Here is a 24,002-nt window from a genome sequence, read left to right on the forward strand (position 1 = left end):
GGGCGATCGCACCGAGGGGGTGTCGTAATCGAATCCGCTGGCCCGAGCAATACCGCTCACTACTCGCAAGAAAAAGAGGGGGAATCGTGAACAAGTCAAGAACCGCAAGCCTTATTCAGGCCATGATGCAGGCGGCAGCCGCGGCGCTGTTGTTCCTGCTGTTGAGCGCCCCGGCACAGGCGGTGCCGAGCTTCGGGCGCCAGACTGGACAGCCATGCGCGTCGTGCCATACTGTCTTCCCCGAGCTTACGGCGTTCGGTCGGCAGTTCAAGCTGCGCGGCTACAGCCTGGGTAACCAGCTCGACGACAACAAATTCCCGTTCAACCTGCCGCTGTCGGGCTCGCTGATCGGCTCGCACAGCTCGATCCGCGACTCCCGCGCGTCCGATCCGTCGGAGGACTTCCCACGCGCCGGCGAGACGATCCTGCAGACGGCGGCGGTCTACTACGCGGGCAAGATCACCGACTCGTCCGGAGCCTTCGTCCAGTACGGCTATGACGGTATCGAGCGGCGCTGGGCGATCGAGATGGCCGACATCCGCTATGCGAGCAGCACAATGCTGAGGAACAAGGAGCTGCTCTTCGGCGTGACGCTCAACAACTCACCCGGCGTACAGGACGTCTGGAACAGCGCCCCGATGTGGTCTTTCCCTCATCTCGAGGACGCCGGCATCATGCCGGAGGTCGCACCGGCGCTCGACATGGCCCTCGCCGGCCAAGCGGCCGGGCTGGGGCTGTATGGCTTCTGGGACAACATCCTGTAAGGCGAAATTGGCGTCTATCGCACGGCCAGGAAGGGGGTGCTGCGTCCATTCAGCGCGGGAGTGCCGACCGAAACGGTGGTCGACGGCTATGCCCCATACTGGCATCTGATGTTCAACCGTGAAATGGGCAATCAGAGCTTTGCCGCCGGCATCAAGGGAATCATTGTGAACATCTTCCCTGATGAAGATGAACCAAGCGGCCCGACCGATCGCTTTCGCGACGTGGCCCTGGAAGCCCAGTACCAGTATATTGGCGCCGTTCACACCTTCACCGCCGACGCCACGTGGATGCGCGAGACGCGCGATTGGGACGCAAGCTTCCCGATGGGCATGGCCTCCAACGCATCCGACAAGCTGCGGACCTTCAAGGCCAATGTTCATTACTACTGGCAGCGCCGCGTCGGTCTCGGCGTGGGCTACTTCGACACGCAGGGCGACCGCGACATGCTGAAGTACGGCATGGCCGACGACCCGAGCGCCATGGGCAGCGCGAGCGGCAGTCCTGACAACCGCGGCTGGATCGCTGAACTCAACTACCTGCCGCTCAAGGACACACAGAACCTGAAGCTCGGGCTGCGATACACCTCGTATTCGCGCTTCAACGGTGCCCGCAGCAACTACAACGGCTTCGGCCGCGACGCATCGGACAACAACCTGCTCTTCGGCTACGTCTGGTTCATTTTCTGATTGAGACAAGGTGGGGGGGCGATGAAGCATTTCGACCAACTTGCGCAGCCCCCTACTCGAATTGCCGCCGGATGCGCCAGACGCCGACGCAGAATACCGCCCCGCCCAGAAGCAGGGTCCGAGGCACGGTGGCGATGAAGTGCTCCAGTCGCGACGACGTGAAGCCGGACAACGCCGTCAGCGCAAAGAACAGCGTCAGGCTACCCTTGATCAGCACGTGAAAGACGGGCCCGAGGACGGCGAAGACGCTCATCATCGACCCGGCCAGAACGACGAGCGTCATCGCGAGCACCTTGGGCACCAGGATCTGCAGCGGCGTGAGCGGCGAAACCAGCAGCAGCTGCTCGATGGTCCCGCGTTCCTTCTCGCGCGCAACCGTCCCGCACGACAGCAGAAGCGTCGCCATCATCAGCAGTTCGAGATGGGAAAAACCAGAGTTTTGATTCGGGTTGAACCAGGCACACTGCTCCTCACGAATGACCGGCAGCGTCTCAAGGGTCCCCGCGCCCAGACAAGCGAGCGCGAGTGCCGTTCCGAACTGGCCTGTTATATGCACTGCATAGGCCGCAGAAAGCAGGACGAGCGACGAATTGGTGGTATCCGCCTATGGATGTACGGCGGCCGGTTTGCCGCGCAGCAGCGACTTCTCGAAGTCGGTTGGAACGTCCATCGTGATCATCATATCGCCGCAGTCTAGGAGCCGGATGCCAGTTCCGAGTTTTCCGTCCGTGCCGTGCAGCAGGTAATAAGGCGCGGTGAACCGGCTCAACAACTCGCGCGAGGCCGCGCTCTTGTCGCCCTCGAGCACATACATGATCGCGTTCCGGAGTTCGAATCCGACACCCCCACCACCCATGCACTTCGGCTACGTGAGGTGGAAGTCGACAAGCCCGACTGAATTCGCTGCGCAGGCCCACGTGGCCACCACGCCGGGGCTCGGTCGGAAAACGGTTGCGCTGCAAGCATAGGTGACTGTGACGCGGCACGTTTTCTAGTCGCGCCTCACTTTCGAGATGCCGCGCCTTAAACGTGATCGCGTCTCACGCCCTCACTTACTGCTTCGACAGGCTGTTAATGATGCCCTTTTGGATTTCTACTCCAGTTGACCACCAAGCGGACCACAGAGACATGCCGATTTCGGTGCTCTCCGCAATGTATTTCGACAGGCCGTTGTCAAGGAACAATTCACGACCGGCTTCCGCGAGAGCAAGCGCACCATTCGTGGCATCCGTGCTCAAGTCAGCGAATCCCTTGCAGCATTTCAAACCAAGATCACAACAGGAGCGCGACAGATCGAGCTGTGCCTGGTAGGTTTCCCGCAAGTGATTCGTATGCGCTTGCAAATCCTTGTCGTTCACTTTGTCCTCCTATCGCTATTCAACGTCATGAAGACTCAACGCGCCGCCGTCCTCAACCCGATCGTCTAGGCAGTCACAGGCAAAGTGAGGGCCAAGGGCAGTGTGACGCTTCAGTGTTCGAGTACGTCCCGTGCAGATTGATCGGGGGCACACGCTACTTCATATCACGCATATGATCGTGCTGCTTTGTCTGTTGGCTTCGCGGCGCTGTGGACTTGTCGGACACAGGATCTGCCGGCGTATTGGCTGTAACGCCCACTCGCTCAGCGGTATGGTCATGCCGCGTCTTCGGTTGCGGAGCCTGGTTCCCGTCGCTTTCGCTTTTCGTCTGTTCAGCCGCAGCGTTGGGCTGCGGATCCACGGAATGCTCTGCACCAATGGCCATCGTTGCGGTAGCAGCAAGTAAGCTGGAGAACAATAAAGTCTTGAATGTCATGCCACCCCCCTGAGGGACAAGTCAATCCTGTGACAAGAGACGTCTACCGCGCTCCTGCCACTCCGGTTTCGAGAACACAGACTACCCGCCGCCACCTGTCATGAACATGGCGAGCGGATTACATATGCGTTATTAATTCAGCCTGCTTCGCACGCAATTCTGCTTACTTAATCGCGAACCTTGCCGTCGCAGGCGATTTGCCAGGCAGCGTAACCACTGCGACCGCCTTGGTCCCGGAAGCCAGTTTGTAAGCCCCCTTTGCTTCGAGCTTGTTATCGCCGGCCGGGCTCAGAATTGCCTCCTTCTTGTCCGCACCGGCGAGTAACGTGACCTTCCCGGAGGCACCTGCGGTGTCGATTTTCTGGCCGTGGTCATCGACATGTAGGGTAAGCGCGTCAGATGTGGCGACGAGTTCAAAGACCACACCACCAGCTTCGGCGGCGACGCCGCCGTGCTTCGGCCTCAGGTCATGACCGGCTCCGGCGAACACAGCCGAGGCGCTGAGAATGGCCGCGACAGCGACAAGGGTTTGTAGTGCTTTCACGTATGTCTCCTTGAGATTAGGTGTGAGCGAGGCTAGAGAGGATGAGGGTCAGAAGGCGTCTTTGCCAGAATCTTCGACCAGCCGTTCAATTGGCGTGCGCCCGAAGAGCCAGACAATTGCTGGCGTGAGGAAGGTATCGAGGAGCGTTGAGCTGATCAGACCCGAAAAGATCACCACCGCGACCGGGTGCAGGATTTCGGTGCCCGGTTGCTCGGCCTCGAAGAGCAGCGGCGCGAGTGCGAAGGCTGCGACCAGCGCGGTCATGAGCACCGGGGTCAGGCGCTCAAGCGAACCGCGGATCAGCATCTTCTGATCGAATTTTTCTTCCTCGAATGCGCACAGGTTGATGTAATGACTGACCTTGAGGATGCCGTTGCGCGTGGAGATACCCGCGAGCGTGATGAAGCCGATCAGCGCCGCGACCGACAGCGGCTGGCCGGAAAGCCACAGGCCGATCACCGAGCCGACCAGCGCGAGTGGGATGTTGGCCATGATCATCAGCGCGAGCGCGGTGCTCTTGTAGCGGCTGTAGAGCACGAGGAAAACCATCGCAGCTGACACCAGCGACAGCAGGCCGATCAGGCGGCTGGACTCCTCCTGCGCCTCGAACTGGCCGCCCAAGTCGATGAAGTAGCCTTCCGGTAACGGCGTATCAGCGATTACCGTTCGGATGTCGGCGATAACGTCCGAGAGCGGGCGCTGCGATGCGTTAGCGGAGAGAACGATGCGACGCTTGCCGTCGTCGCGGCTGATCTGATTCGGACCATCGGAGTCGTCGATGCGCGCAAGTTTCGAGAGCGGAACGCGACCGCTCGGCGTGTCGATGAGGACGTTGGCGAGGCCGTCGACCGAGCGCGCGGCGTCGGGCAGGCGCAGCACCAGGTTGAAGCGGCGGTTACCTTCGATGACCTGGGTGATGCGCTCGCCATCGACCAGCATCTTCAATTCCTCGAGCAGCTTCGAGGGCGGCAGGCCGTAGGTTTCGGCCGCGTCGAAATCGACGCGCACCTTGATCTGCGGCGTGAGCACCTGCTTTTCAATCTCGAGGTCGGCCAATCCCTCGATACCTGCAAGGCGACCGCGCAGTGCGTCGGCCTGGGCGCGCAGGGTGTCGAGGTCATCACCGAAGATCTTGATCGCGATCTGTGCGCGCACCCCGGAGAGCAGGTGATCGATGCGGTGGCTGATCGGCTGGCCGATGCCGATTGCTGCCGGCAGACTCACCAGCCGCGCACGGATGTCTGCATACACTGCGTCGAGCGGTCGTTCGCTTGGGCGAAGCTGGATGTCCAGTTCCGAGGAATGCACGCCTTCGGCATGCTCATCCATCTCGGCGCGGCCCGAGCGGCGCCCGACGTGCACAACCTCGGGTACCTGCCGGATCAATTGCTCGGCCTGTGTCGCGATGCGCACCGACTCGGTGAGCGTGGTGCCAGGGTTCAGACGCAGACCGACGAGCACGGTGCCTTCATTGAAGGGCGGCAGGAACGTGGTCGGGAAGAAAGGCACCAGCGCCAGCGCGGCAGCAATTGCGACCGCCGCGGCGGCGAGCAACATGCGGGCATGCTCGAAGCACCAGGCGAGGGTGGCCGCGTAACGCGCCTTGAGCCACTGAACGAGTTTGGGGTCGCCGTGCCCGAGGCTCTTCATACGCGGCAGAAGGTAAAACGCCATTACGGGGGTCAGCGTTACGGATACCAACATCGAGGCGAGAATCGAGGTGATGTACGCAACGCCAAGGGGCAGGAAAAGCCGCCCTTCGATACCAGGCAGCGCGAAAAGGGGCACGAATACCAGCACGATAATGAAGGTCGCGTAGACGATTGCGGAGCGCACCTCCAGCGTTGCCTTTCCAATCACTTCCAGCGGACTTAGGCGCGAATGGCCCTCGGCGCCGCGCTGGCGTTCCTGTTTTAGGCGCCGCAGGACGTTTTCGACACCGACAACGGCGTCGTCGACCAGTTCGCCGATCGCGATCGCCAGGCCGCCCAGCGTCATCGTGTTGATCGACATGCCGAAGTAGCGGAACACCAACACGGTCGTCAGAATCGACGCCGGAATTGCAACGAGCGAGATCAGCGTTGTACGCAGGTTGGCGAGGAAGAGGTAGAGCACCACTGCAACGATTGTCGACGCAGCAATAAGCTTGCCCTTGAGGTTTCCGATTGATGACTCAATGAAATTCGCCTGCCGGAAGGTCACGCGCGGTTCTTCCATGCCTGCAGGCAGGGATTTCTTCAGCTCGCCAAGCGCCGATTCAATCTCCCGCGTGAGCTTCACGGTGTCGGCGTCGGGCTGCTTCTGGACCGAGAGGATTACCGCCGGCTCGCCATTGAAACCCGCGTCGCCACGCTTGATCGCCGGAGCGAAGGTAACCGACGCGACTTGCTTGAGCAGGATGCTGCGCCCGTCGCGGGACCCGACCGGCAGACGCTCGAGGTCCGCAAGGCGCGTTGTGTGGCCGATGTGACGGATGAGGTATTCGCGCGCATTGAGTTCGAGGAAGCCACCGCTGGTATTCGCCGAGAAGCCCTTCAGTGCGCCGGCGATGTCATCCACCGTAACACCCAGCGCAGCCATGCGTGCAGTGTTCGGCTGCACCTGGTACTGACGCACTTCACCGCCAATCGGGATCACCTGGGCGACACCGGGGACCGACAGCAGCCGCGGGCGTAACACGAAATCGGCGTATTCGCGCGTAGCCATCGGGTCGATCTTCGCGGGGTCGATCGGAATCGCGATCAGCAGGATCTCGCCCATGATCGAGCTGATCGGCCCCATTGCGGCGTGTTCGATGCCTTGGGGCAGTTGGTCGCGAACGGTGGTGAAACGCTCATTGACGATTTGGCGGGCACGGTAGACGTCGACGCCCCAGTCGAAGCTCACATACACGAAAGCGAGGCCAACGGAGGAGACTGAGCGTACGGAACTCACACCCGGCAGGCCGCTCATCGACACTTCGAGCGGGATCGTGATGAGTTGCTCGACCTCTTCGGGGGCCATGCCGCCGGCCTCGATCTGCAGCGTGACTTGCGGGCGATTGAGGTCGGGGAAGACGTCGACCGGCGTGCGGGTGAGCGTCAGACCACCGTAGAGCATCATCACGGTGGCAAGCGCGAGCACCAGCAGGCGGTTACGTAGGGACTGATTGACAAGCCAATCGAACATGAATCGTCCTCAGCGCACCTGGTTGACCAGCGGCGCCCCCTGGACGACCACCCGGTCGCCAGCGGTAAGGCCGTCGGTGACCGTGACGGTCGCGCCATCGAGCGGGCGGTAGCGCACGGTGCGCGGCGCGAAGCGTTCGGCCGAGGTGTGCACCCAGACGATCTCCTGGTTGGCTGGATTCTTGACCAGCGCGGCAGCGGGAATGGGGATGCCGGTGATCTGCTCGCGCGTCTGCACCACGACCTGCAGCGGTTGCCCGACGGCGAGCGGTGGCGCCTTGCCTTCGACCGTCCGGAACAGCACCGGCAGACTCTGTTCGCGCAGCGCGCGGCTGGCACCCACCCATGCCAGGGGGAAGGCGGTCCGGCCGCCATCCACGGAGGCCGAGGCCTGGGCCACGCCTTGCGCCTGTGCGGCATCGTGCGCGATAGCCTCGACCTGCAAACGCGCGGGATCAACGATCTCGAACAGCACTTCGCGAGCCTCGACGACCTGACCAGCGACGACGCTGCTTGTGGCGATGACGCCCGACACGGGGGCGACGAGGGCCTCGGCGGTGCTCAGGCTGCCAGCGACCGCGGCGAGGCGCTCTCCGAGGCTACGTACCTCGGCCTGTGCAGCCTCGATTTCCTTGCGTGGCACGCTACCTTCCAATTCCTGTAGGCGGGTGAGCTGCTTCTTGGCAATCTCCAAATTCGCACGCAATTCGGCAGCTTGGGCGTTCTGTTCGGCACGTTCGATCGGATTCGCGATGGGGCTGACACGTGCCAGCACCTCTCCCTTCCGCACCGCCTGACCGAGCACCGGCAAGCCGCGCGGGCCGGCCTCGATACGGCCGTCGATCGTGGGCTGAACCTTGCCGCCTGCGTTGGGATCCATCACAACCTTACCGACCCACTGCCAAGTCTGCGGCAGGGATTGCGATTCGGCGAGCACAGTACGCACCCCAAGTTGACGCTGCGACAACTTGGGCAAGAAAACGGAACCGTCTGGCAGGCGCTTGGGCGCGTTCGGGTTGGCGACAACAGGCGGTTCATTACCGTGGTCATGTCCGGCGTCGCCAAACGCTGTACCGGAAACGCCGCTGACGAGCAGGATAATCAGCAGGGCGGAGCGAACACGGGGTAGCGTGCGGCACAACCGCAAGTGGGAAGACTTCTTCATGGATCAGTTTCCGTGAGCGTTTCTCAGGCCACCGCACGGCGGCGACGCAGACCGAAGGTGAGTGCAGCAATAGCACCTACCCCCCCCACACCCCACCACAGCCAGCTGCCCGAACTAGGCGTACCGTTCATGACGGACGCGGACGCGGACGCAGCCGAGGCCGGGCGCACGATGAGATCGGCGGCGAGCAAATCCACCTCGTTGCCCGCGGTAATGGTCAGCGTCACCGGATAGGTCCCGGTCGCACTGAATGGCACGTCGGCGAAGCGGTAGAGCCCCCGATCCGAGTCGAACTCCCCCGTGGCCTTGTAGGCTCCTGATTCGAGTTCGACCTGCGCGCCCGAGACAGGCTCGTTCGTCGCGTAAGTGTCCAGCGACAGCACCAATGCACCACTATTTAGGATGCCGACGACTTCGAAAAGGTCGGAGTGCGCCTCGAACCGCGGTTCTACCGAATCCACCGCAGCAGGCTGCCCCCCCTCCTCCTCGTGGCCACCGTCATGCCCTGGGCCAGAAAATGCCGGAGCAGCAAAAATAAACATCAATAGCAGCAGAAGCCGGCGGACAACTGATGGTATGGAACGTGAATCGGGGTTCATGGCAACAGTCCGTTGGCTTGTTGGAGTCGGGAAGCGGCTCGGCCGGCTTCGCTACGCGCACGGCTTAGCGAAAGTTCAGCATCGAAATATTCGTTCTCCGCACGCAGACGGGTCGGCAGATCCACTTGGCCGAGGTCGAAAGCCTTCACAACCAGTTGCCGGCTGTCTGCCGCAAGGCGAGCACGTTCGGCGGCAAAGGACTCGACGCGACGAGCTTGGTAAAATTCGTCGCGGGTGGCATCGAGCTCTGCGCGGAGGCGTTCGCGCTCGAGCGCGAATGTAGTCTCCGCGTCGATGAGTTCCGCATTCGCAGCGCTGATCTGCGGGCGATTGCGTGCATCGGTGCCAAAGGGCACACGGATGCCGATCGTCGTTGTGTTTGTATAGCGTTCACCGAACTCCCCGCGTTCGCTGGTCACTCCGAGGATGAGCTCAGGTGCGTCGCGAGTTGCCGTGCTGGCTTGGTGGAGGTGTGCCCGCGCCAGTTCGGCAGCACGGCGTCGTGCGATCAGGGCCGGATGACTGTCGAGTTCGCCTGCCACCGCATCCGCTTCGCGATCCACGGGTGGTTGGGGAAGGCCCGTCAATGCCGAATAGAGCCTCTGCTCGCGCAGCAGGCGGGCCTGTGCTTCGGCCATTGCCGCGCGGGCCTGCTGCACTGCAGCCTGCGCAGTGTTGGCATCGATGCGGGCGAGGTCGCCGGCCACGACCCGACGCTGCACATCGGCGGCGAGTACTTCGGCCTCGGCGACGCGGCGCTGGTTCGCGTCCAGATCGTTCTGCGCAAGCCGCAATGACCACACGGCTTCACGCACTTCGCCGGCGAGTTTCAGTCGGGCCAGCGCCAAACGCGCTTCCAGTTCATCGCCTTGCGCGTCTGCAAGTGCCGAGGCGGCAGCACGTGTCCCGGGCATCCACAACGGCATCTCCAACTCCGCCTCGACCTCGTGCTGGCCGTCATTGCGGTGGAGGCGGTCACTGCGCTGAGACAGCGTGAAGGTGGGCGGTTCGGGCGTCCAACTCGTTGCAGCATCGCGCCGAGCAACCGCTTCGTCGCGCCGGGCGGCCGCTGCGCGACCGTCTGCACTACGCTGCCATGCCGCTTCGACAGCGTGCCGGATGCTCTGCGTACCGGCCTCTCCTGACGCGTGAAGAGCGGCCTGCTGGGCTGCGGCGGGACATGAGACTGCGAGCCCGAGCAGCACGATGCGGCGCATCGAGAGTGTCCGCCGAAAAGTCATCGACAACATCTCGGCGACTGTCCGGGCGGCAGTATGCAGTGACGGCACGGCGCTGTTTACCCGTCTGGCGCGGGTAACCTGTGTATTCTTGCTGCTCATATGTTCGCGGCGACGGGGGCTGGGGCATCCGACGCGGGCCGCACTTCGCGGCCTCGTCTCAGTTGCCACTGTTTGACCAACGCATAGAGCGCCGGGATCACGCCGAGGGTCAGCACGGTCGACGAAATCATCCCCCCGACCATCGGCGCTGCAATGCGGCTCATGACCTCGGACCCGGTGCCGCTACTCCACATGATTGGCAGCAGACCAGCCATGATGGCAACGACAGTCATCATCTTTGGCCGCACACGCTCGACGGCGCCTTCCATGATGGCCTCATAGAGGTCTGCGACTGATGGCTCTTGGCCGTCGGCAACACGCTTCGCCTTGATCGCCTCCCATGCATGGTCGAGATAGATCAGCATGATCACCCCTGTCTCAGCAGCGACACCGGCCAGCGCTATGAACCCAACCGCGACCGCCACACTGATCTGATAATTTAGCCACCACATCAGCCACACGCCGCCAATGAGAGCGAACGGAACCGACAGCATCACGATCAATGTTTCAGTGAGACGTCGGAAATTGAGATACAGAAGCACGAAGATGAGGGCGATTGTCAGCGGCAGCACAATCTTCATCTTCTCCTTCGCTCGCTCCATGTACTCGAACTGACCACTCCAGGTGGCGTAATAGCCAGGCGGGAATGTGACTTGCTCGGCGACCGCTTGCTGTGCACGTTTGACGAACGCACCAAGGTCGGCATCACGGGTGTCCACATAGACATAGGCAGCCAGCAGCGCATTTTCGGTTCGAATGCCAGGCGAACCGCGCGTGAGCCGGATCTCCGCGAGTTGGCCGAGGGGAATCGGTCCGCTCATGGTCGGCACATACACTTCGGCGGCAATGCGTTGCGGGTCATCACGCAGATCGCGCGGATACCGCACGCTGACGTTGTATCGCTCGAGGCCCTCGACCGCCGTCGTCACCATATCGCCGCCCAGCGCGGTTGCGACAACTTCCTGCACGGCCCCGACCGACAGGCCGTAGCGCGCGAGTTGATCGCGCCGTGGCACGATGTCGACGTAATAGCCGCCGGTAACGCGCTCGGCGTACGCGCTACTCGCACCCGGGACGTTCCTGACCGCCGCCTCAATCGCCTTCGCAACCTTCTCGATGGTGTCCAGATCCTTGCCGAACACCTTGACGCCGATCGGGGTGCGGATCCCGGTTGACAGCATGTCGAGGCGCGCCTTGATCGGCATCGTCCACGAGTTCGCGACGCCGGGAAATTTCAGCGCGGCGTCCATCTCGGCGATCAGCTTGTCGGTCGTCATGCCGGGGCGCCACTCGGCTTGCGGTTTGAGGTTGACGACCGTCTCGAACATCTCGAGCGGCGCCGGGTCGGTCGCCGACAGCGCACGCCCGGCCTTGCCATACACAGACTCGACTTCGGGGAAGGTCTTGATGATGCGGTTCGTCGTCGCGAGCAGGCGACCCGCTTCGGTCACCGACATTCCAGGCAGTGCCGCAGGCATGTAGAACAGCGTGCCTTCGTTGAGTGTCGGCATGAACTCCGAGCCGAGTTGTCGCGCCGGAAAAACAGTTGCCGCCATCGTCACCAGTGCGGCCACGATCGTGAGGATCTTGTGGCGCATCACCCAGGCGATGATCGGACGATAGAGCCAGATCAGCACCCGGTTCACCGGATTCTTCGCCTCCGGCAGGATGCGGCCGCGCACGAAGAACAGCATCAACACTGGCACGAGCGTCACGGACAACAGTGCCGCGCCGGCCATCGCGAAGGTCTTCGTGAACGCGAGCGGCGAGAACATACGGCCTTCCTGGCCTTCGAGCGTAAACACGGGCAGGAAGGAAACGGTGATGATCAGGAGCGAGAAGAACAGTGCCGGGCCGACTTCCTTGCAGGCACGGATAATTGCCTCACTGCGCTGCGTCTGCGTCGCTCCCTCGGGGAGGTGCTCTATGCGTTTGTGGGCGTTTTCGATCATGACAATCGCGGCGTCAACCATCGCACCGATCGCAATCGCGATGCCACCGAGGCTCATGATATTTGAGCCCAGATTGAGCGAGCGCATCGCGATGAATGCGATCAAGATGCCAAGCGGTAGTGTGATGATGGCAACGAGCGCACTGCGAACATGCAGAAGGAAGATCACGCAGACCGCGGCGACGATCAGGCTTTCCTCGAGCAGCGTCCATTTCAGGTTCGCGATCGCGCGCTCGATCAGCGTCGAGCGATCATAGACGGGGACAATCTCGGCCCCCTCGGGCAGCCCGGGCGTGATCTCGGCGATCTTCGCCTTGACGTTGGCGATCACGTCGAGCGCGTTCTGACCAAAGCGCGCCATGACGATGCCCGAGGCGACTTCGCCTTCGCCGTTGAGCTCGGCGATGCCCCGGCGCTCGGCCGGAACGAGTTCGACGCGGGCGACGTCAGCGATGCGAACCGGTGTGCCGCCTACGCTCTTCAGCACAAGGGCCTCGATATCCTGCACGCCCCGCAGGTAACCGCGGCCGCGGATCATGAATTCCTTTTCAGCCATCTCGATGACACGCCCACCGACGTCGCGGTTCGAATCGCGGATCACCTTGCTGACCTCGTCAAGCGCGAGGCCAAAGGTTGCAAGCCGGTGGGGATCAACGGTGACCTGATATTCGCGCACGAAACCGCCGATGCTCGCGACTTCGGACACGCCGCCGGCCTTCGTCAGTTGGTAGCGCACATACCAGTCCTGCAAGCTGCGCGTCTCGGCGAGCGACAGATTCTTGCCGGTTATCGCGTACTGATAGACCCAGCCGACACCGGTCGCATCCGGGCCGATCTGTGGCGCCACGCCGGCGGGTAGACGGCCGGCAACGGTACTGAGGTATTCGAGGACGCGCGAGCGCGCCCAGTAGATGTCGGTGCCGTCCTCAAAGATCACGTAGACATACGACGCGCCGAACATCGAGAAGCCGCGCACGACCTTCGCGCGCGGCACCGCGAGCATCGAGGTCGTAAGCGGGTAAGTCACCTGGTCCTCGACGACTTGCGGCGCCTGGCCGGGGAAGTCGGTGAATACGATGACCTGAACGTCCGACAAATCCGGCAGCGCGTCGAGCGGCGTATTTTTCACCGCGTAGACGCCGCCACCAATCAGGAACAGTGTCCCGAGCAAAATCAGGAAGATGTTGCGGGAAGACCAGTCGATCAGCCGGCCGAGCATGTTAGTGCCCTCCGTGCGCTGGGGCCGGTGCCACGGGCTCGCCACCGGCCGCCGGTGCAGATTTCTCAATTCGGGTGACGACGAATTCGCCAGGCGCGCGCTGTATGAACTCGAAGCGCACCTTTGTGCCTGGCGCAACTCCGGCAACGAGATCCTTCGATGCGATTCCGAAGTCCATCGTCATCGCTGGCCACTGCAGAGCGGGAATGTCGCCATGCGTCAATGACACGGTGCCGGCAGCGTCATCGAGCGCGTCGAAGGTACCTTCCCCGCGGTAGATCTGCGCAGCTGCGGACGATCCCCCACCCTCTGCCGCCGTGGCATCGGTCAGGTTCGACAAAGCGGCCTTGAGCTGACTTTCGGAGTCGATCAGGAAATTCGCCGACACGACAACACGATCGCCCGCCTGGACGCCGTCCGTTACTTCGACGTATTCCTTGCCGCGCTGGCCGATGCGCACCGGTTGCGGCTTGAAGCGTCCTTCGTCGAGCGCGAGCAGCACGACCTGGCGCTTGCCGTCGTCGATCACCGCTGAAGTCGGCACGGTTACTCGCTGGGTCGCCGCGCCGAACGCGAGGTCAACGTGCGCGAACATCCCCGGGCGCAGCAGGCCGTCGCGGTTGTCAAGCTCGAGGCGGACTTGTGTGCTGCGCGTTTCAGTATTTAGTGTTGGGTAGAGATAGCCGACCTTCGCCTCGAAGCGGCGGTCCGGGAAGGCGTCGAGCGTGACCGACGCCAACTGGCCAACCTGGATGCGGGCGAGGTCGCGCTCGTAGATGTCGGCGATGATCCAGACCTTCGACAGGTCGGCGATGCGATAGACCGCGTCGCCGGGCATGAAGCGGGTGCCCTGTACCGCCTTTTTCTCAAGCACGACGCCGTTCGTCGGTGAATGGAAAGTCTGGCGCTGCGGCGTCTCGCCACTCGCGGGCGCGGCGATGTCCCAGTTGCGCAGGCGCGCCCGCGTCGCATCGGCGAGCCGACGCGCAGCGTCGGCAGCGACTGTATCGGTGGCCGCGCTGTCGCGCTGCAGTCGCTCGGCGATGCGTAGCTCCTCGCCAGCCGATTGCAGTTCCGGGCTGTAGATCGTGAAGAGCGGCTGCCCGCGACGCACCGGATCTCCGACGGCGTTCACATACAGGCGCTCGATCCAGCCTTCGAAACGCGGCGTGACATCCACGATCGCGCGTTCGTTGAGCTCGACACGTCCGGCCGCACGTACAACCGCATCGACGACGCGCATTTCGGCGACCGCCGTTTTGACGCCGAGAGTCTGCACGCGGGCGGGGCTCACGACGACCACCCCGCTATCGTCAGGCTTATCGTCGGCATACACCGGGATGTAGTTCATGCCCATTGAGTCCTTCTTCGGCACGGGCGAGGTGTCGGGCAGACCCATTGGATTACGGTAGTAGAGGACCTTGCGTTCGCCAGCTGCACTCGATGGCGTACCACCTGCTGGCGCGGCGTCACCCGCCCCGACCACGTGGCTACCCGTTACCGGACCCTGTCTATCGGCGCGATTGCCCGCCCAGTAACCTGCGCCTAACGCGAGCGCGACCGCCACAGCAGCCAAGGAAAGTTGTACGCCGGGCTTCAAGGCATATCTCCTGCAAGTTTTTCAAGTTCAGCAAGCGCCATCCGAGTGTCAACGTCGGCCTGCAGCATCGCCATGCGCGTATCGACGAGTTGGCGCTCGGCTTCGAGCACGGTATCGAAGTCGACACGCCCCGTCGCGAATGCGGCGCGCGTTGCATCCCGTGTCGCCTCAGCTTGCGGCATGAGCGTCCCGCGCAAAAGTTGCAGCGTTTCGCGGCCGCTCGCGTACGTCGCGTAGGCACTGCCAAGCTCGCCCAGCAGCTTCGACTCGGCCGCGGCGCGCTTTGCGTCCGCGGCAGTGACCATCAGCGTCGCCTCACGTTCGCGCGCTCGACGAGCAGACTGCTGCAGCGGGATCATCACCTCAAACATCACATCCCAGGATTGATCACCGCCGCGAGGTTGGTTGTTGGTCAGGCCGAAACTGAAGTCCGGGTATCGGTCCCGCCAAGTTCGATCGCGCTCGATCCGCGCCGCCTCGATACCGCGATCCTCGGCGGCAATCATTGGGTTAGTCGCACGGGCGCGCTCGACAAGGTCCGTAAGGATGAGCGTCTGTGGCAATGGCGCGGGATCCTGGGGCAATGCAAGTTCATTGCCCGGCGCACGTCCGAGCAATGCGTTCAGTGCCGAGGCCATACCGCGGCGCCGCTGTTCGATGCCCACAAGCGCAAGACGTTGAGAGGTGATCTCACGCTGCGCACGCAATACCGCCTGCTGCGGCAGCAGGCCGAGTCGGTAGCGCGACAGCGTGATTTCCTCAAGGCTCTGCAGCAATGCGAGTCCGTCACGGTTCAGTGCGGCCTCGCGATCGGCCGCGTAGTAACGCAGCCACGCAATCTTGATCTCTGCAGCAAGATTGCGCCATGCTGCGTCGCGGTTCGCATCGGCCTGATCGGCACGCGCACTTGCCGCGTTCGCTGCTAGTTCGCGCTTACCCCAGCCCGGTAATGACTGGATGATGCGATAGCGCGTTTCCCCAACTTCGCCCGGAATAAGTGTCGTCGAGCCCCCACGCATCGTGTTAGTGAAGTCCATGAGTTCAATCTGAACGGTCGGATCGGGCAGTGCGCCCGCCGGTTCAACCCGTTCCCGGGCCGCGGCAGCTTCGGCGCGATCGACCGCGAATGCCGGGTTGTTGAGGCGGGCCTGTTCTATCAGACCAACCACATCGGCACCCAAGGAGGGGTTTTGGGCGTGTGCGGCGCCTGCACTCAGACTGGCGGCGAGCACGGTAATGCCTACGACTCTATGCAAGGACCGGAGGCCGAGAATATGCGTTTTCATCCGAAACGACTTGAAAATAGAGGCCGATACAATCGTGAATGACAGGTGCCCACGGCGTCCGGGACTACATCCCTCCCGGTGACGCTGGCGTCAGTTTGCGGCTTCAAGCTTTGTGACAGTGAACACGCCGTCAACGCGCTCGGCCCTGAAGCGGACCTTGTCGCCTATTCTGACCTGCTCGAGCATGGATGAATCGGCGGCACGGAAAACCATCGTCATTGCCGGCATGGCGAGATTTTCGAGCGGGCCGTGGCTGATCGTAATTTTGCCGGTGCTCTTGTCAATCTTCTTGATCGTTCCGTCAGACAGCGCCGATACGACCTCGCTACCGGTGTCGGCAGCGCCAGCATGATGGGCATCGTGGCCGTTCGACGCAAAGGTCGGAGTGGCCATTGCGAGTGCTGCGAGGAGCGCAACGGTAGGAAGATTGCGTTGGGTAAGCATGACAAATCCTGCGTCGTGACTAATTGAGACTCAGTATGAAGAGTCGATTTGAACCGGAAGGTGACTGGAAAATTACTTTTTTGTCAGCTTGCATGGATCAATCGGCTCAAGCTTGGGACACAATGATCGTACCGATCATGCCCGCTTGGTAATGACCGGGGATCAGGCAGGCGAACTCGAAGCGCCCGGGGCGATTGAACGTCCAAATGATTTCGCTCATCCCGCCCGGGGCAACGTGAGTCATCCATGGCGCGTCATGCTCCATGCCAGGAAACTTCGTCATCAATTCAGCATGCTCATGGAGTGCCCACTTTGTCCCGATGACCATTTCGTGAAGGACATCATCGACGTTGCGATGAACAAAGCGGATCGTTTCTCCAAGGCGTACTTCGATGCGATCTGGCGAGAAGCGCATTCCATTCGTTATTAGAATGGGGACAGTACGACTTGCCTCGCGCGGATCGCCGGCCACCCCCCAGTCCTTCTGTTCATTACTAACCGTCGCAGGTCTGGCGCCCGAGCGCGTCGCTTCTCCGTGAGCCAATGCTGCGCGACCAGCAAAGAGTGAGCCTGTCGCGAACAGGCTTGTAGCCAAAAAATGACGTCGTGACTGCATCGGCGCTCCATTATCACAATTGGATATTTCATACAGCTTGGGAAAAATTGGGCAGTCGTCCAGCATCACTACCCCGTGTGGCGACTGGGCCCGCGAACATTGATCATTCCGGGAGAGCCGGTGGTAGTCCCCGGCATTGATTGACCGCCTGTACCAACTGTCCGCACTGGGTCCATGACGCCCCCTGCCCACTCATGAGCGACGCGCCCCACCGGATGTTTGTACCAACCGGGGTTCGAGTAGTCTCCTGGCCTCTGATCACGCCGAACCTTGACGACGGTAAACATGCCGCCCATCTCGACTGCGCCGAACTGCGCTTGGCCTGTCATCATCGGCAAAGTGTTGTCGGGCAGCGGCATCTCCATTTCGGCCATCTCAGCCATGCCGCGCTCCCCCATCGCCATGTAGTCCGGTACGAGTTTCTGGATGCGCTCGGCAATACCTCTGTGATCGACACCAATCATTGTCGGCACGTCGTGACCCATCGCATTCATCGTGTGGTGCGACTTGTGACAATGCAGCGCCCAGTCGCCTTCCTCGTCAGCGACGAATTCGATCTGACGCATCTGGCCAACCGCGATATCGACGGTAACTTCGGGCCAGCGAGCCTCCTTCGGAGTCGGACCACCGTCGGTCCCCGTCACATCGAACTCGTGTCCATGCAGGTGGATCGGATGGTTGGTCATGGACAGGTTGCCAATTCGAATCCGTACGCGATCGCCACGGCGCACGTTGAGGGAATCGATACCCGGAAAGACGCGGCTGTTGAACGTAAACAGGTTGAAATCAAGCATCGTATTGGTCTTGGGGGTATAGCTGCCGGGCTCAATGTCGAACGCGCCCAAGAGGAAGCAAAAATCGCGATCAACAGGGTCGATCAGCGGATGCCGCTTACGCGGATGCGTGACCCACAACCCCATCATTCCCATCGCCATTTGCACCATCTCGTCGGCGTGGGGGTGGTACATAAAGGTACCCGGCCTGCGGGCGATGAACTCATAGACGAATGTCTTGCCAGGAGGGATATGCGGTTGCGTCAGCCCCCCAACCCCGTCCATGCCGTTCGGCAGACGCTGCCCGTGCCAGTGGACCGTCGTATGCTCGGGAAGACGGTTCGTGACGAAAATGCGCACCCGATCGCCTTCAACCACTTCAATGGTGGGGCCAGGCGATTGGCCGTTATATCCCCACAACCTCGCGGTCATCCCCGGCGCGATGACGCGCTCGACCGGTTCCGCAACAAGATGGAACTCCTTGACGCTGCCGTTCATGCGCCATGGTGCTGTCCAGCCATTGAGGGTCACAACAGGGTTGTAGGAAGCGCCATCGGCGGGTAGCAGCGGCATCGCCGTGTCGGCACTGTGCCGTAGGGCCACCTCGGGTAGGACTGCCAAGGCAGCACGGCCCACCCCACCGATCGCAAGCAAGCCTGCACCCGCGAGAAATTGTCGTCTATTGGGCATTCTCAATGCTCGCCATACTAGTGTTGAGCGACAGGTACCGCCGGGCCTGATCGCACGACCGTCGGCGCAATCGGGTAGCCGAGCAAGGTCGCGTTCAGTGCTGCATCCGCAAGCCAGAAGTCACGCTCAGCTTGTATGGCCTGAATTACGCCTAACGTTTGGTTGCGGGTCTCCGCGAGAAGCTCGAAAATGCTGATAAACATCCCGTTGTATTGAAGAACCGCCTCGTCCGCGATGCTTCTGCGCAACGGGATGACCTCGTCGCGGTAATGGCGTGCCAAGTCAAACGCGTTGCGATAGCTGTCGTAGATCGAGCGCACCTGCGAACTGGCATTGCGAACGACCTGTACGGTACGGTTGACGGCAGCGAGATAACGCGCCTGGTCTCCCGCGCGGCGTGCGTCGCCGAAGTCGAATATCGGCAGCGGCAATTCGATCTCAACACCACGCTGTGGGCGTGTGCCTGTCTCGCTGTTGCGCACGCCAGCGACCTCGATCCCATTGACTACGCTGGTCACCTGCGTAAGTCCCAGATCTTTCGCGGCTGTTTCAAGTGCAGCGCGTGCGATACGGACGTCGAGGCGCTCGTCGATTATCGCGCGAGCAACCGTCGCTTCATCGATCGGTTCCACCGGCAAATCCGGCAAGCGCTCCGGGAGTCGAAGGGCAAGCGCCTGGTGCGGCGACAGGCCTACCAACTGAATCAGGGTTTCACGGGTCCGTACCGCATCCTGACGCGCACGAATCTGAGCGCTCACGGCATCTGCATACTGCGCTTGTTCTCGCGCTCGCTGAAGACGACTGTAGTTGCCCGCGCTCTGCATACGGCGCGCGAGCTCGGCTGTCGCTGCCGTGGCACTGGCCACCTCGTCGTGGTAATTGGCGACCTGTAACGTCGAAACAGCCTCGACCCATGCACGGCGCACGTCAGTTACAAGCGCCAAGACCGACGCCGAGGCCCGCAACCTGATTTCCCGTTGTTTCAGCTCGGCGCGGTCGAGACGCGCAGGTAGGAGCAGCACGTCAAGCAGAGAGAAGCTCAACGCTCGGCCAAGCTCGAGTTCGCGCTCGCCGCCCCCTGAACGCAGCAGACGCTCGTAGCTAAACACCGGGTTAGGGACGCGCGCTGAGCGCGTAGTATCGGCCGATGCCGCCGCCGCTTCTGCAAGCACCACCTGAAACGCCGGACTATAGCTGAGCGCTATCCGCACGGCATCATCCTTACGCAGCGGCTGAGCCAGCAAGTGAGCAACTTCCGCCTCCACCTCGACGCGATCAGGATCGCTACGCAACCATCGCGGCGCGCTTCCAGCATGCTCCTGACTGAATCGCGCTACTGCCTCGTAGTTACTGTCAATTTCGGCCGTTGCGCAGCCCGTCAGGATGACAGCGGATACCAGGACAAAAGACGTGGAGGTCTTCACCTCACTTCCTCCGACCTTCCACCCTGTGACGCTGCATCGTTCGAAATCGACGTATTGCCGCGATTTCCTTGACGGTCCTCCCGTCGGCCCACTTCGTCGTTGACCTCACGCCAGGGACGCAGAGGCTCGTCCACGCGGTAAGAACGATAGCTATCAAGCACGGAACGGAACGAGGGCACCTCAATTCCGGCATCCGCGCCTGTCGCAAGTGTAGCGTCGCGCACGCGGGCGGATTCTGGTGGCGAGGACTCGTTCGACGCCGCGGCGCGGTCTGTGTGAGCTTGTAAGACCAGACAGACGAGCGTCGCAGCGCCCCGCCACGAAACGGCGAAACAACCGCTCTTCATTGGGGACTCATTCTTTCTTGTGGCCTCAGCCCCGAGGAGCACTCCCGGAGGCAAACCTCCTCTTATTTCATGGGGTTCGTCGGTCCCGCCTTCATGTGCATTTCCATCATCTGCTGCATCATGTCCATGCGCTTTTCCATCATCCGCATGTGGTCACGCATCATGTCTGGCGCTTTTCCGCCCATCGTGCCACCGGCCATCGGGCATTCCTCGGGCATATCACGCATCGCCGACTCCATGGCAGTCATCTGCTCTTCCATCAGGGCCATGCGACGCGCGGGGTCTTTCTCCGTACGGATCGCCTTCATGCGTTGTTGGAGCGCAGGCATGCTGGCAGCTGGCCCTGTCGTGGCGGGTGTCACTTGCGCCACGTCCGGATGATGACTTTGGTGCTCCTCATCCGTCGGCGCTGCCGCAAACGTAACAGACATTGCAGCCGCGGCAGCCAACGCGAACACAACGCGCATCACCATAACCGGTTTCATACAACTACCTCCTTCGAAAGCATAGAAGCGATGCCCTCGGCACGGGCCGACACACCGCCATATTGCGACTCAGAAGGTGTCAGGAATCTGTCTCCCGAATTACATCTTGGTAATCTCGAATTGAAGCCCGGTTTAGCGATGCAAAATGTCGTCGCATGAACGAGATAGAGGGCAACCATGAAAATCCTGATCGTTGAGGATGAGCCGAAAACCGGCGATTACCTGCAGCAGGGACTGGGCGAAGCCGGCTTTGTTGTGGACCTCGCGCGCGACGGGCTGGATGGCCTGCATATGGCGCTCAATGGCGAGTACGACCTGATTGTGCTCGACGTAATGCTCCCCTCACTTGATGGCTGGGGCGTGCTTCGAACCGTCCGACGTAGCGGCAGAGAAACGCCCGTGCTGTTTCTTACTGCACGCGATCAGGTCGAAGATCGGGTACGTGGTCTCGAACTCGGGGCCGACGACTATCTAGTGAAACCCTTTGCGTTCTCAGAACTGCTCGCGCGCGTGCGCACACTGCTACGTCGAGGAAAGGCCAAGGAGCCTGAGGTGTTCAGGGTTGGGGACCTCGAACTTGATCTTCTGCGACGGCGAGTGACGCGTGCAGGCATAAAGATTGATCTCACAGCGAAGGAGTTCTCATTACTTGAACTGCTGTTGCGGAGGCAGGGCGAAGTGTTGCCGCGGTCATTGATTGCCTCGCAAGTGTGGGACATGAACTTCGACAGCGACACGAACGTCATCGAAGTAGCGGTCCGCCGGTTGCGAGCGAAAGTCGACGAACCCTTCGAACCCAAACTTATCCGTACCGTGCGTGGCATGGGCTACGTTCTGGAAGTGCCGGAGGCTCAGTGAAGCTCCGGTACCCTCTATCGCTCACCACACGACTTGCGCTGCTCTTCGCACTGACGGCAGCGAGCTTACTGATAGCCGTCGGCGTACTACTCGGTCGTGCCGTCGAAGCGCATTTTGCGGAGCTCGACGACCACGAACTGCGCGGAAAACTCGCGCTGATCGAAAATCTACTCCAGCGGGCCGATTTGCCGTCCGCACGGGATATGTTGCCCCAACGGCTCGACGACGCTTTCGTCGGCCATGATGGTATCGCAGTGTTCTTGCGCGATAAGGAAGGGGTTGTAAGTTACGCAATCCATCCAAGCTCTTTTCTGGCGGGAGTCCTCGCCGGAGATGAATTACCATCCGGCATCGCCAAATGGGAGAAGGATGGACACCACTATGCGGGACGTGAGCAGTCGTTGCGTATGCAGGGGGCCGACGGAACAACGACCTACATTCGTGCTGTGGTCGGGCTGGATATCACCCACCATGCGACGTTTCTCGACGCAGCGCGGCTTCGCCTTTGGCTTGCCATATCGTTAGCGGCGGTAATGGCCGCCCTGCTCGGCTGGTGGGTCGCGCATGCGGGTCTCGCCCCCTTACGCCGAGTATCCGAGATCGCTCGCGGGTTGTCGGCTGAACGTCTTAGCCAACGCTTGACGGAAGCCAAGGCCCCGGTTGAAGTGCGTGAACTCGTCGATGCATTTAACGGCATGCTCAGTCGCCTCGAAGCTGCATTTCAACGTTTATCCGATTTTTCGGCCGATATTGCCCATGAACTACGGACTCCCATCTCGAATCTGATGACGCAAACGGCTGTTTCCCTGTCTCGAACGCGTACCGCTGACGAGTACCGTGAGGTCCTAACGTCAAACCTTGAAGAATACCAACGGATCGCGCGCATGGTTGCCGACATGCTGTTCTTGGCAAAAGCCGATAATGGGCGCCTGCCTGGCCCACACGAACTGGTGGCCTTGGCCGATGAGGCGCGTGCGCTCGCGGAATTCTATGAAGCACTCGCCGAGGAGCACGATGTCAACGTCGTGGTCCGAGGCGCAGCAACGGTCCACGGTGATCGCTTGATGCTGCGGCGCGCGATCTCAAATCTGCTATCGAATGCCCTGCGCCATTCCCGCCCGGGAAGCACCATCGAGATTGATGTCGCCGATGACGGTCCTCAAGTCATGCTCCGCATTCAAAATCACGGCGACACGATTCCGGCAGATCAACTATCACGCATCTTTGAACGTTTCCATCGTGCAAGCGCCGAGCGACATCATCACGGAGAGGGCGCCGGCCTCGGTCTGGCAATCACCCGTACGATCATCGAAACACATGGCGGAACGGTAGACGTCGAATCCGCCGACGGCGTCACCGCATTTCGCATTCATTTGCCGCGCTTGATCCACGGCCAGACGAGCACAGAGTAGAGTTTGCCCAAGGTATTTGCCAGGAGTGACCGATATGACCATCAAGACACTGTTTCCGATCCGCGAGCGCGCTTTGCTTGCCGCAACTGCGCTGTCCCTCACGTTCAGTCTTTCTCCTGCACTTGCAGCAGGCGACGAAGTCATCGTTTACAAGGATCCGAATTGCGGCTGTTGCGGCAAATGGGCAGAGCATATGCGGTCCCAGGGCTTCAAGGTCAAAGAAATTGCCACACCGAAAATGGGCGAGGTGAAACGCGAGGCCGGCATCCCCACAGCGCTTAGCTCGTGCCACACGGCCAAGGTCGGTGACTACGTCGTCGAAGGGCATGTGCCCGCTACGGATGTGAAGCGGCTGCTGGCAGTCAAGCCGAAGATCGTGGGCATTTCCGCGCCCGGTATGCCTCAAGGATCGCCGGGGATGGAGGGGCCTTTCCCTGCTGACCGTTACGAAGTGGTCAGCTTCGACGAGAAGGGCGTGATCACCACATTCGCAAGGCACTGAACCGGGGAGCATACTCGGCGCTATCGCACAGAGGTGCATAGTGCTGTCCTACATGCCCGGAGTGCCTCGCCAGCCCCACGACGAGCCAGACTGCTGCATCGCGGCTGAACACGGCTAGCACAGGCATTCTACATTCATCCGGCAGGAGGAACCCATCGCCATCGACACCGACGTGCGATCCTTGGCGGCCGGCATATGCTTTATGCCCATGCTCCGGACCTTTACGTTCTCGATGACAACTCAGGACGGCGTAGGCGATGCGTCTGGGGTCCGGATGTGGGAAGCGCGTACCCTAGATGGGCAGGATTGACCACCTCAATTAACGCTGTTAGAAA

General features: G+C 61.5%; 22 protein-coding genes. 5 read left to right on the forward strand and 17 right to left on the reverse strand.

Annotation, left to right across the window (positions count from 1 at the left end; translation table 11 throughout):
• Positions 1-86 precede the first annotated feature (86 nt).
• Both GPA27_RS13950 and GPA27_RS13955 read left to right on the forward strand, forming a co-directional pair.
• Positions 87-764, forward strand: coding sequence for a hypothetical protein (locus tag GPA27_RS13950; protein ID WP_211164997.1), 678 nt, complete (start codon positions 87-89; stop codon positions 762-764).
• Between the two features lie 75 nt (positions 765-839).
• Entirely contained in the window at positions 840-1,451 is a 612-nt protein-coding gene (locus GPA27_RS13955; protein ID WP_256222955.1) for a hypothetical protein, read from the forward strand.
• A gap of 52 nt (positions 1,452-1,503) precedes the next feature.
• Here GPA27_RS13955 and GPA27_RS13960 read toward each other — a convergent pair whose 3' ends face one another.
• The 17 genes from GPA27_RS13960 to GPA27_RS14040 form a co-directional block, all read right to left on the reverse strand.
• Positions 1,504-1,860 (reverse strand): ABC transporter permease subunit, encoded by a 357-nt coding sequence (locus tag GPA27_RS13960; protein ID WP_050415490.1) that lies wholly within the window; start codon positions 1,858-1,860, stop codon positions 1,504-1,506.
• A gap of 195 nt (positions 1,861-2,055) precedes the next feature.
• Positions 2,056-2,265 (reverse strand): hypothetical protein, encoded by a 210-nt coding sequence (locus GPA27_RS13965; protein WP_018992662.1) that lies wholly within the window; start codon positions 2,263-2,265, stop codon positions 2,056-2,058.
• A 238-nt stretch (positions 2,266-2,503) separates the two neighbouring features.
• Positions 2,504-2,809, reverse strand: a complete 306-nt coding sequence (locus tag GPA27_RS13970) for a hypothetical protein (RefSeq protein WP_169141227.1) — start codon at positions 2,807-2,809, stop codon at positions 2,504-2,506.
• Positions 2,810-2,963: 154 nt separating this feature from the next.
• Positions 2,964-3,245 (reverse strand): hypothetical protein, encoded by a 282-nt coding sequence (locus GPA27_RS13975; RefSeq protein WP_169141228.1) that lies wholly within the window; start codon positions 3,243-3,245, stop codon positions 2,964-2,966.
• A gap of 163 nt (positions 3,246-3,408) precedes the next feature.
• A complete protein-coding gene (locus tag GPA27_RS13980; protein WP_169141229.1) occupies positions 3,409-3,789 on the reverse strand; it encodes a hypothetical protein in 381 nt (126 codons plus the stop codon).
• 48 nt (positions 3,790-3,837) lie between these two features.
• The gene (locus GPA27_RS13985) at positions 3,838-6,957 is read right to left on the reverse strand and encodes an efflux RND transporter permease subunit (protein WP_169141230.1); all 3,120 of its coding nucleotides are present in this window, start codon (positions 6,955-6,957) and stop codon (positions 3,838-3,840) included.
• A gap of 9 nt (positions 6,958-6,966) precedes the next feature.
• Positions 6,967-8,121, reverse strand: coding sequence for an efflux RND transporter periplasmic adaptor subunit (locus GPA27_RS13990; protein WP_169141231.1), 1,155 nt, complete (start codon positions 8,119-8,121; stop codon positions 6,967-6,969).
• Between the two features lie 23 nt (positions 8,122-8,144).
• Entirely contained in the window at positions 8,145-8,720 is a 576-nt protein-coding gene (locus GPA27_RS13995) for a hypothetical protein (protein ID WP_169141232.1), read from the reverse strand.
• Positions 8,717-10,060 carry a TolC family protein gene (locus GPA27_RS14000; RefSeq protein ID WP_169141233.1) on the reverse strand — a complete coding sequence of 448 codons (1,344 nt, stop codon included), beginning with the start codon at positions 10,058-10,060 and terminating at the stop codon, positions 8,717-8,719. The genes GPA27_RS13995 and GPA27_RS14000 overlap by 4 nt, the downstream gene beginning before the upstream one ends.
• The gene (locus GPA27_RS14005; protein ID WP_169141234.1) at positions 10,057-13,230 is read right to left on the reverse strand and encodes an efflux RND transporter permease subunit; all 3,174 of its coding nucleotides are present in this window, start codon (positions 13,228-13,230) and stop codon (positions 10,057-10,059) included. Before GPA27_RS14005 ends, GPA27_RS14000 begins: the two co-directional genes overlap by 4 nt.
• A 1-nt stretch (position 13,231) precedes the next feature.
• Positions 13,232-14,830: an efflux RND transporter periplasmic adaptor subunit gene (locus tag GPA27_RS14010; protein WP_169141235.1), complete on the reverse strand. Its 1,599-nt coding sequence runs from the start codon at positions 14,828-14,830 to the stop codon at positions 13,232-13,234.
• The gene (locus GPA27_RS14015; protein WP_169141236.1) at positions 14,827-16,116 is read right to left on the reverse strand and encodes a TolC family protein; all 1,290 of its coding nucleotides are present in this window, start codon (positions 16,114-16,116) and stop codon (positions 14,827-14,829) included. Before GPA27_RS14015 ends, GPA27_RS14010 begins: the two co-directional genes overlap by 4 nt.
• Before the next feature lie 90 nt (positions 16,117-16,206).
• On the reverse strand, positions 16,207-16,560 hold the full coding sequence (locus GPA27_RS14020; RefSeq protein WP_169141237.1) for a copper-binding protein: 354 nt from the start codon (positions 16,558-16,560) through the stop codon (positions 16,207-16,209).
• Between the two features lie 106 nt (positions 16,561-16,666).
• Positions 16,667-17,242 (reverse strand): cupredoxin domain-containing protein, encoded by a 576-nt coding sequence (locus GPA27_RS14025; RefSeq protein ID WP_373322762.1) that lies wholly within the window; start codon positions 17,240-17,242, stop codon positions 16,667-16,669.
• 2 nt (positions 17,243-17,244) lie between these two features.
• Positions 17,245-18,639 carry a multicopper oxidase family protein gene (locus tag GPA27_RS14030; protein WP_169141238.1) on the reverse strand — a complete coding sequence of 465 codons (1,395 nt, stop codon included), beginning with the start codon at positions 18,637-18,639 and terminating at the stop codon, positions 17,245-17,247.
• A 17-nt stretch (positions 18,640-18,656) separates the two neighbouring features.
• The gene (locus tag GPA27_RS14035) at positions 18,657-20,063 is read right to left on the reverse strand and encodes a TolC family protein (RefSeq protein WP_169141239.1); all 1,407 of its coding nucleotides are present in this window, start codon (positions 20,061-20,063) and stop codon (positions 18,657-18,659) included.
• 409 nt (positions 20,064-20,472) lie between these two features.
• Positions 20,473-20,895 carry a hypothetical protein gene (locus tag GPA27_RS14040; protein WP_211164999.1) on the reverse strand — a complete coding sequence of 141 codons (423 nt, stop codon included), beginning with the start codon at positions 20,893-20,895 and terminating at the stop codon, positions 20,473-20,475.
• Positions 20,896-21,072: 177 nt separating this feature from the next.
• Between GPA27_RS14040 and GPA27_RS14045 the strand changes: the two genes are divergently transcribed.
• Genes GPA27_RS14045 through GPA27_RS14055 form a run of 3 tightly spaced genes read left to right on the forward strand, consistent with a single transcriptional unit; the run spans position 21,073 to position 23,667 of the window.
• Complete coding sequence (locus GPA27_RS14045) at positions 21,073-21,753, forward strand: heavy metal response regulator transcription factor (protein WP_018992647.1); 681 nt, start codon at positions 21,073-21,075, stop codon at positions 21,751-21,753.
• Positions 21,750-23,165, forward strand: coding sequence for a heavy metal sensor histidine kinase (locus GPA27_RS14050; RefSeq protein ID WP_169141240.1), 1,416 nt, complete (start codon positions 21,750-21,752; stop codon positions 23,163-23,165). The genes GPA27_RS14045 and GPA27_RS14050 overlap by 4 nt, the downstream gene beginning before the upstream one ends.
• Positions 23,166-23,199: 34 nt before the next feature.
• On the forward strand, positions 23,200-23,667 hold the full coding sequence (locus GPA27_RS14055; protein ID WP_169141241.1) for a DUF411 domain-containing protein: 468 nt from the start codon (positions 23,200-23,202) through the stop codon (positions 23,665-23,667).
• The last annotated feature ends 335 nt before the right edge of the window (positions 23,668-24,002 follow it).

Source organism: Aromatoleum toluolicum (assembly GCF_012911005.2).
Taxonomy (GTDB): domain Bacteria; phylum Pseudomonadota; class Gammaproteobacteria; order Burkholderiales; family Rhodocyclaceae; genus Aromatoleum; species Aromatoleum toluolicum.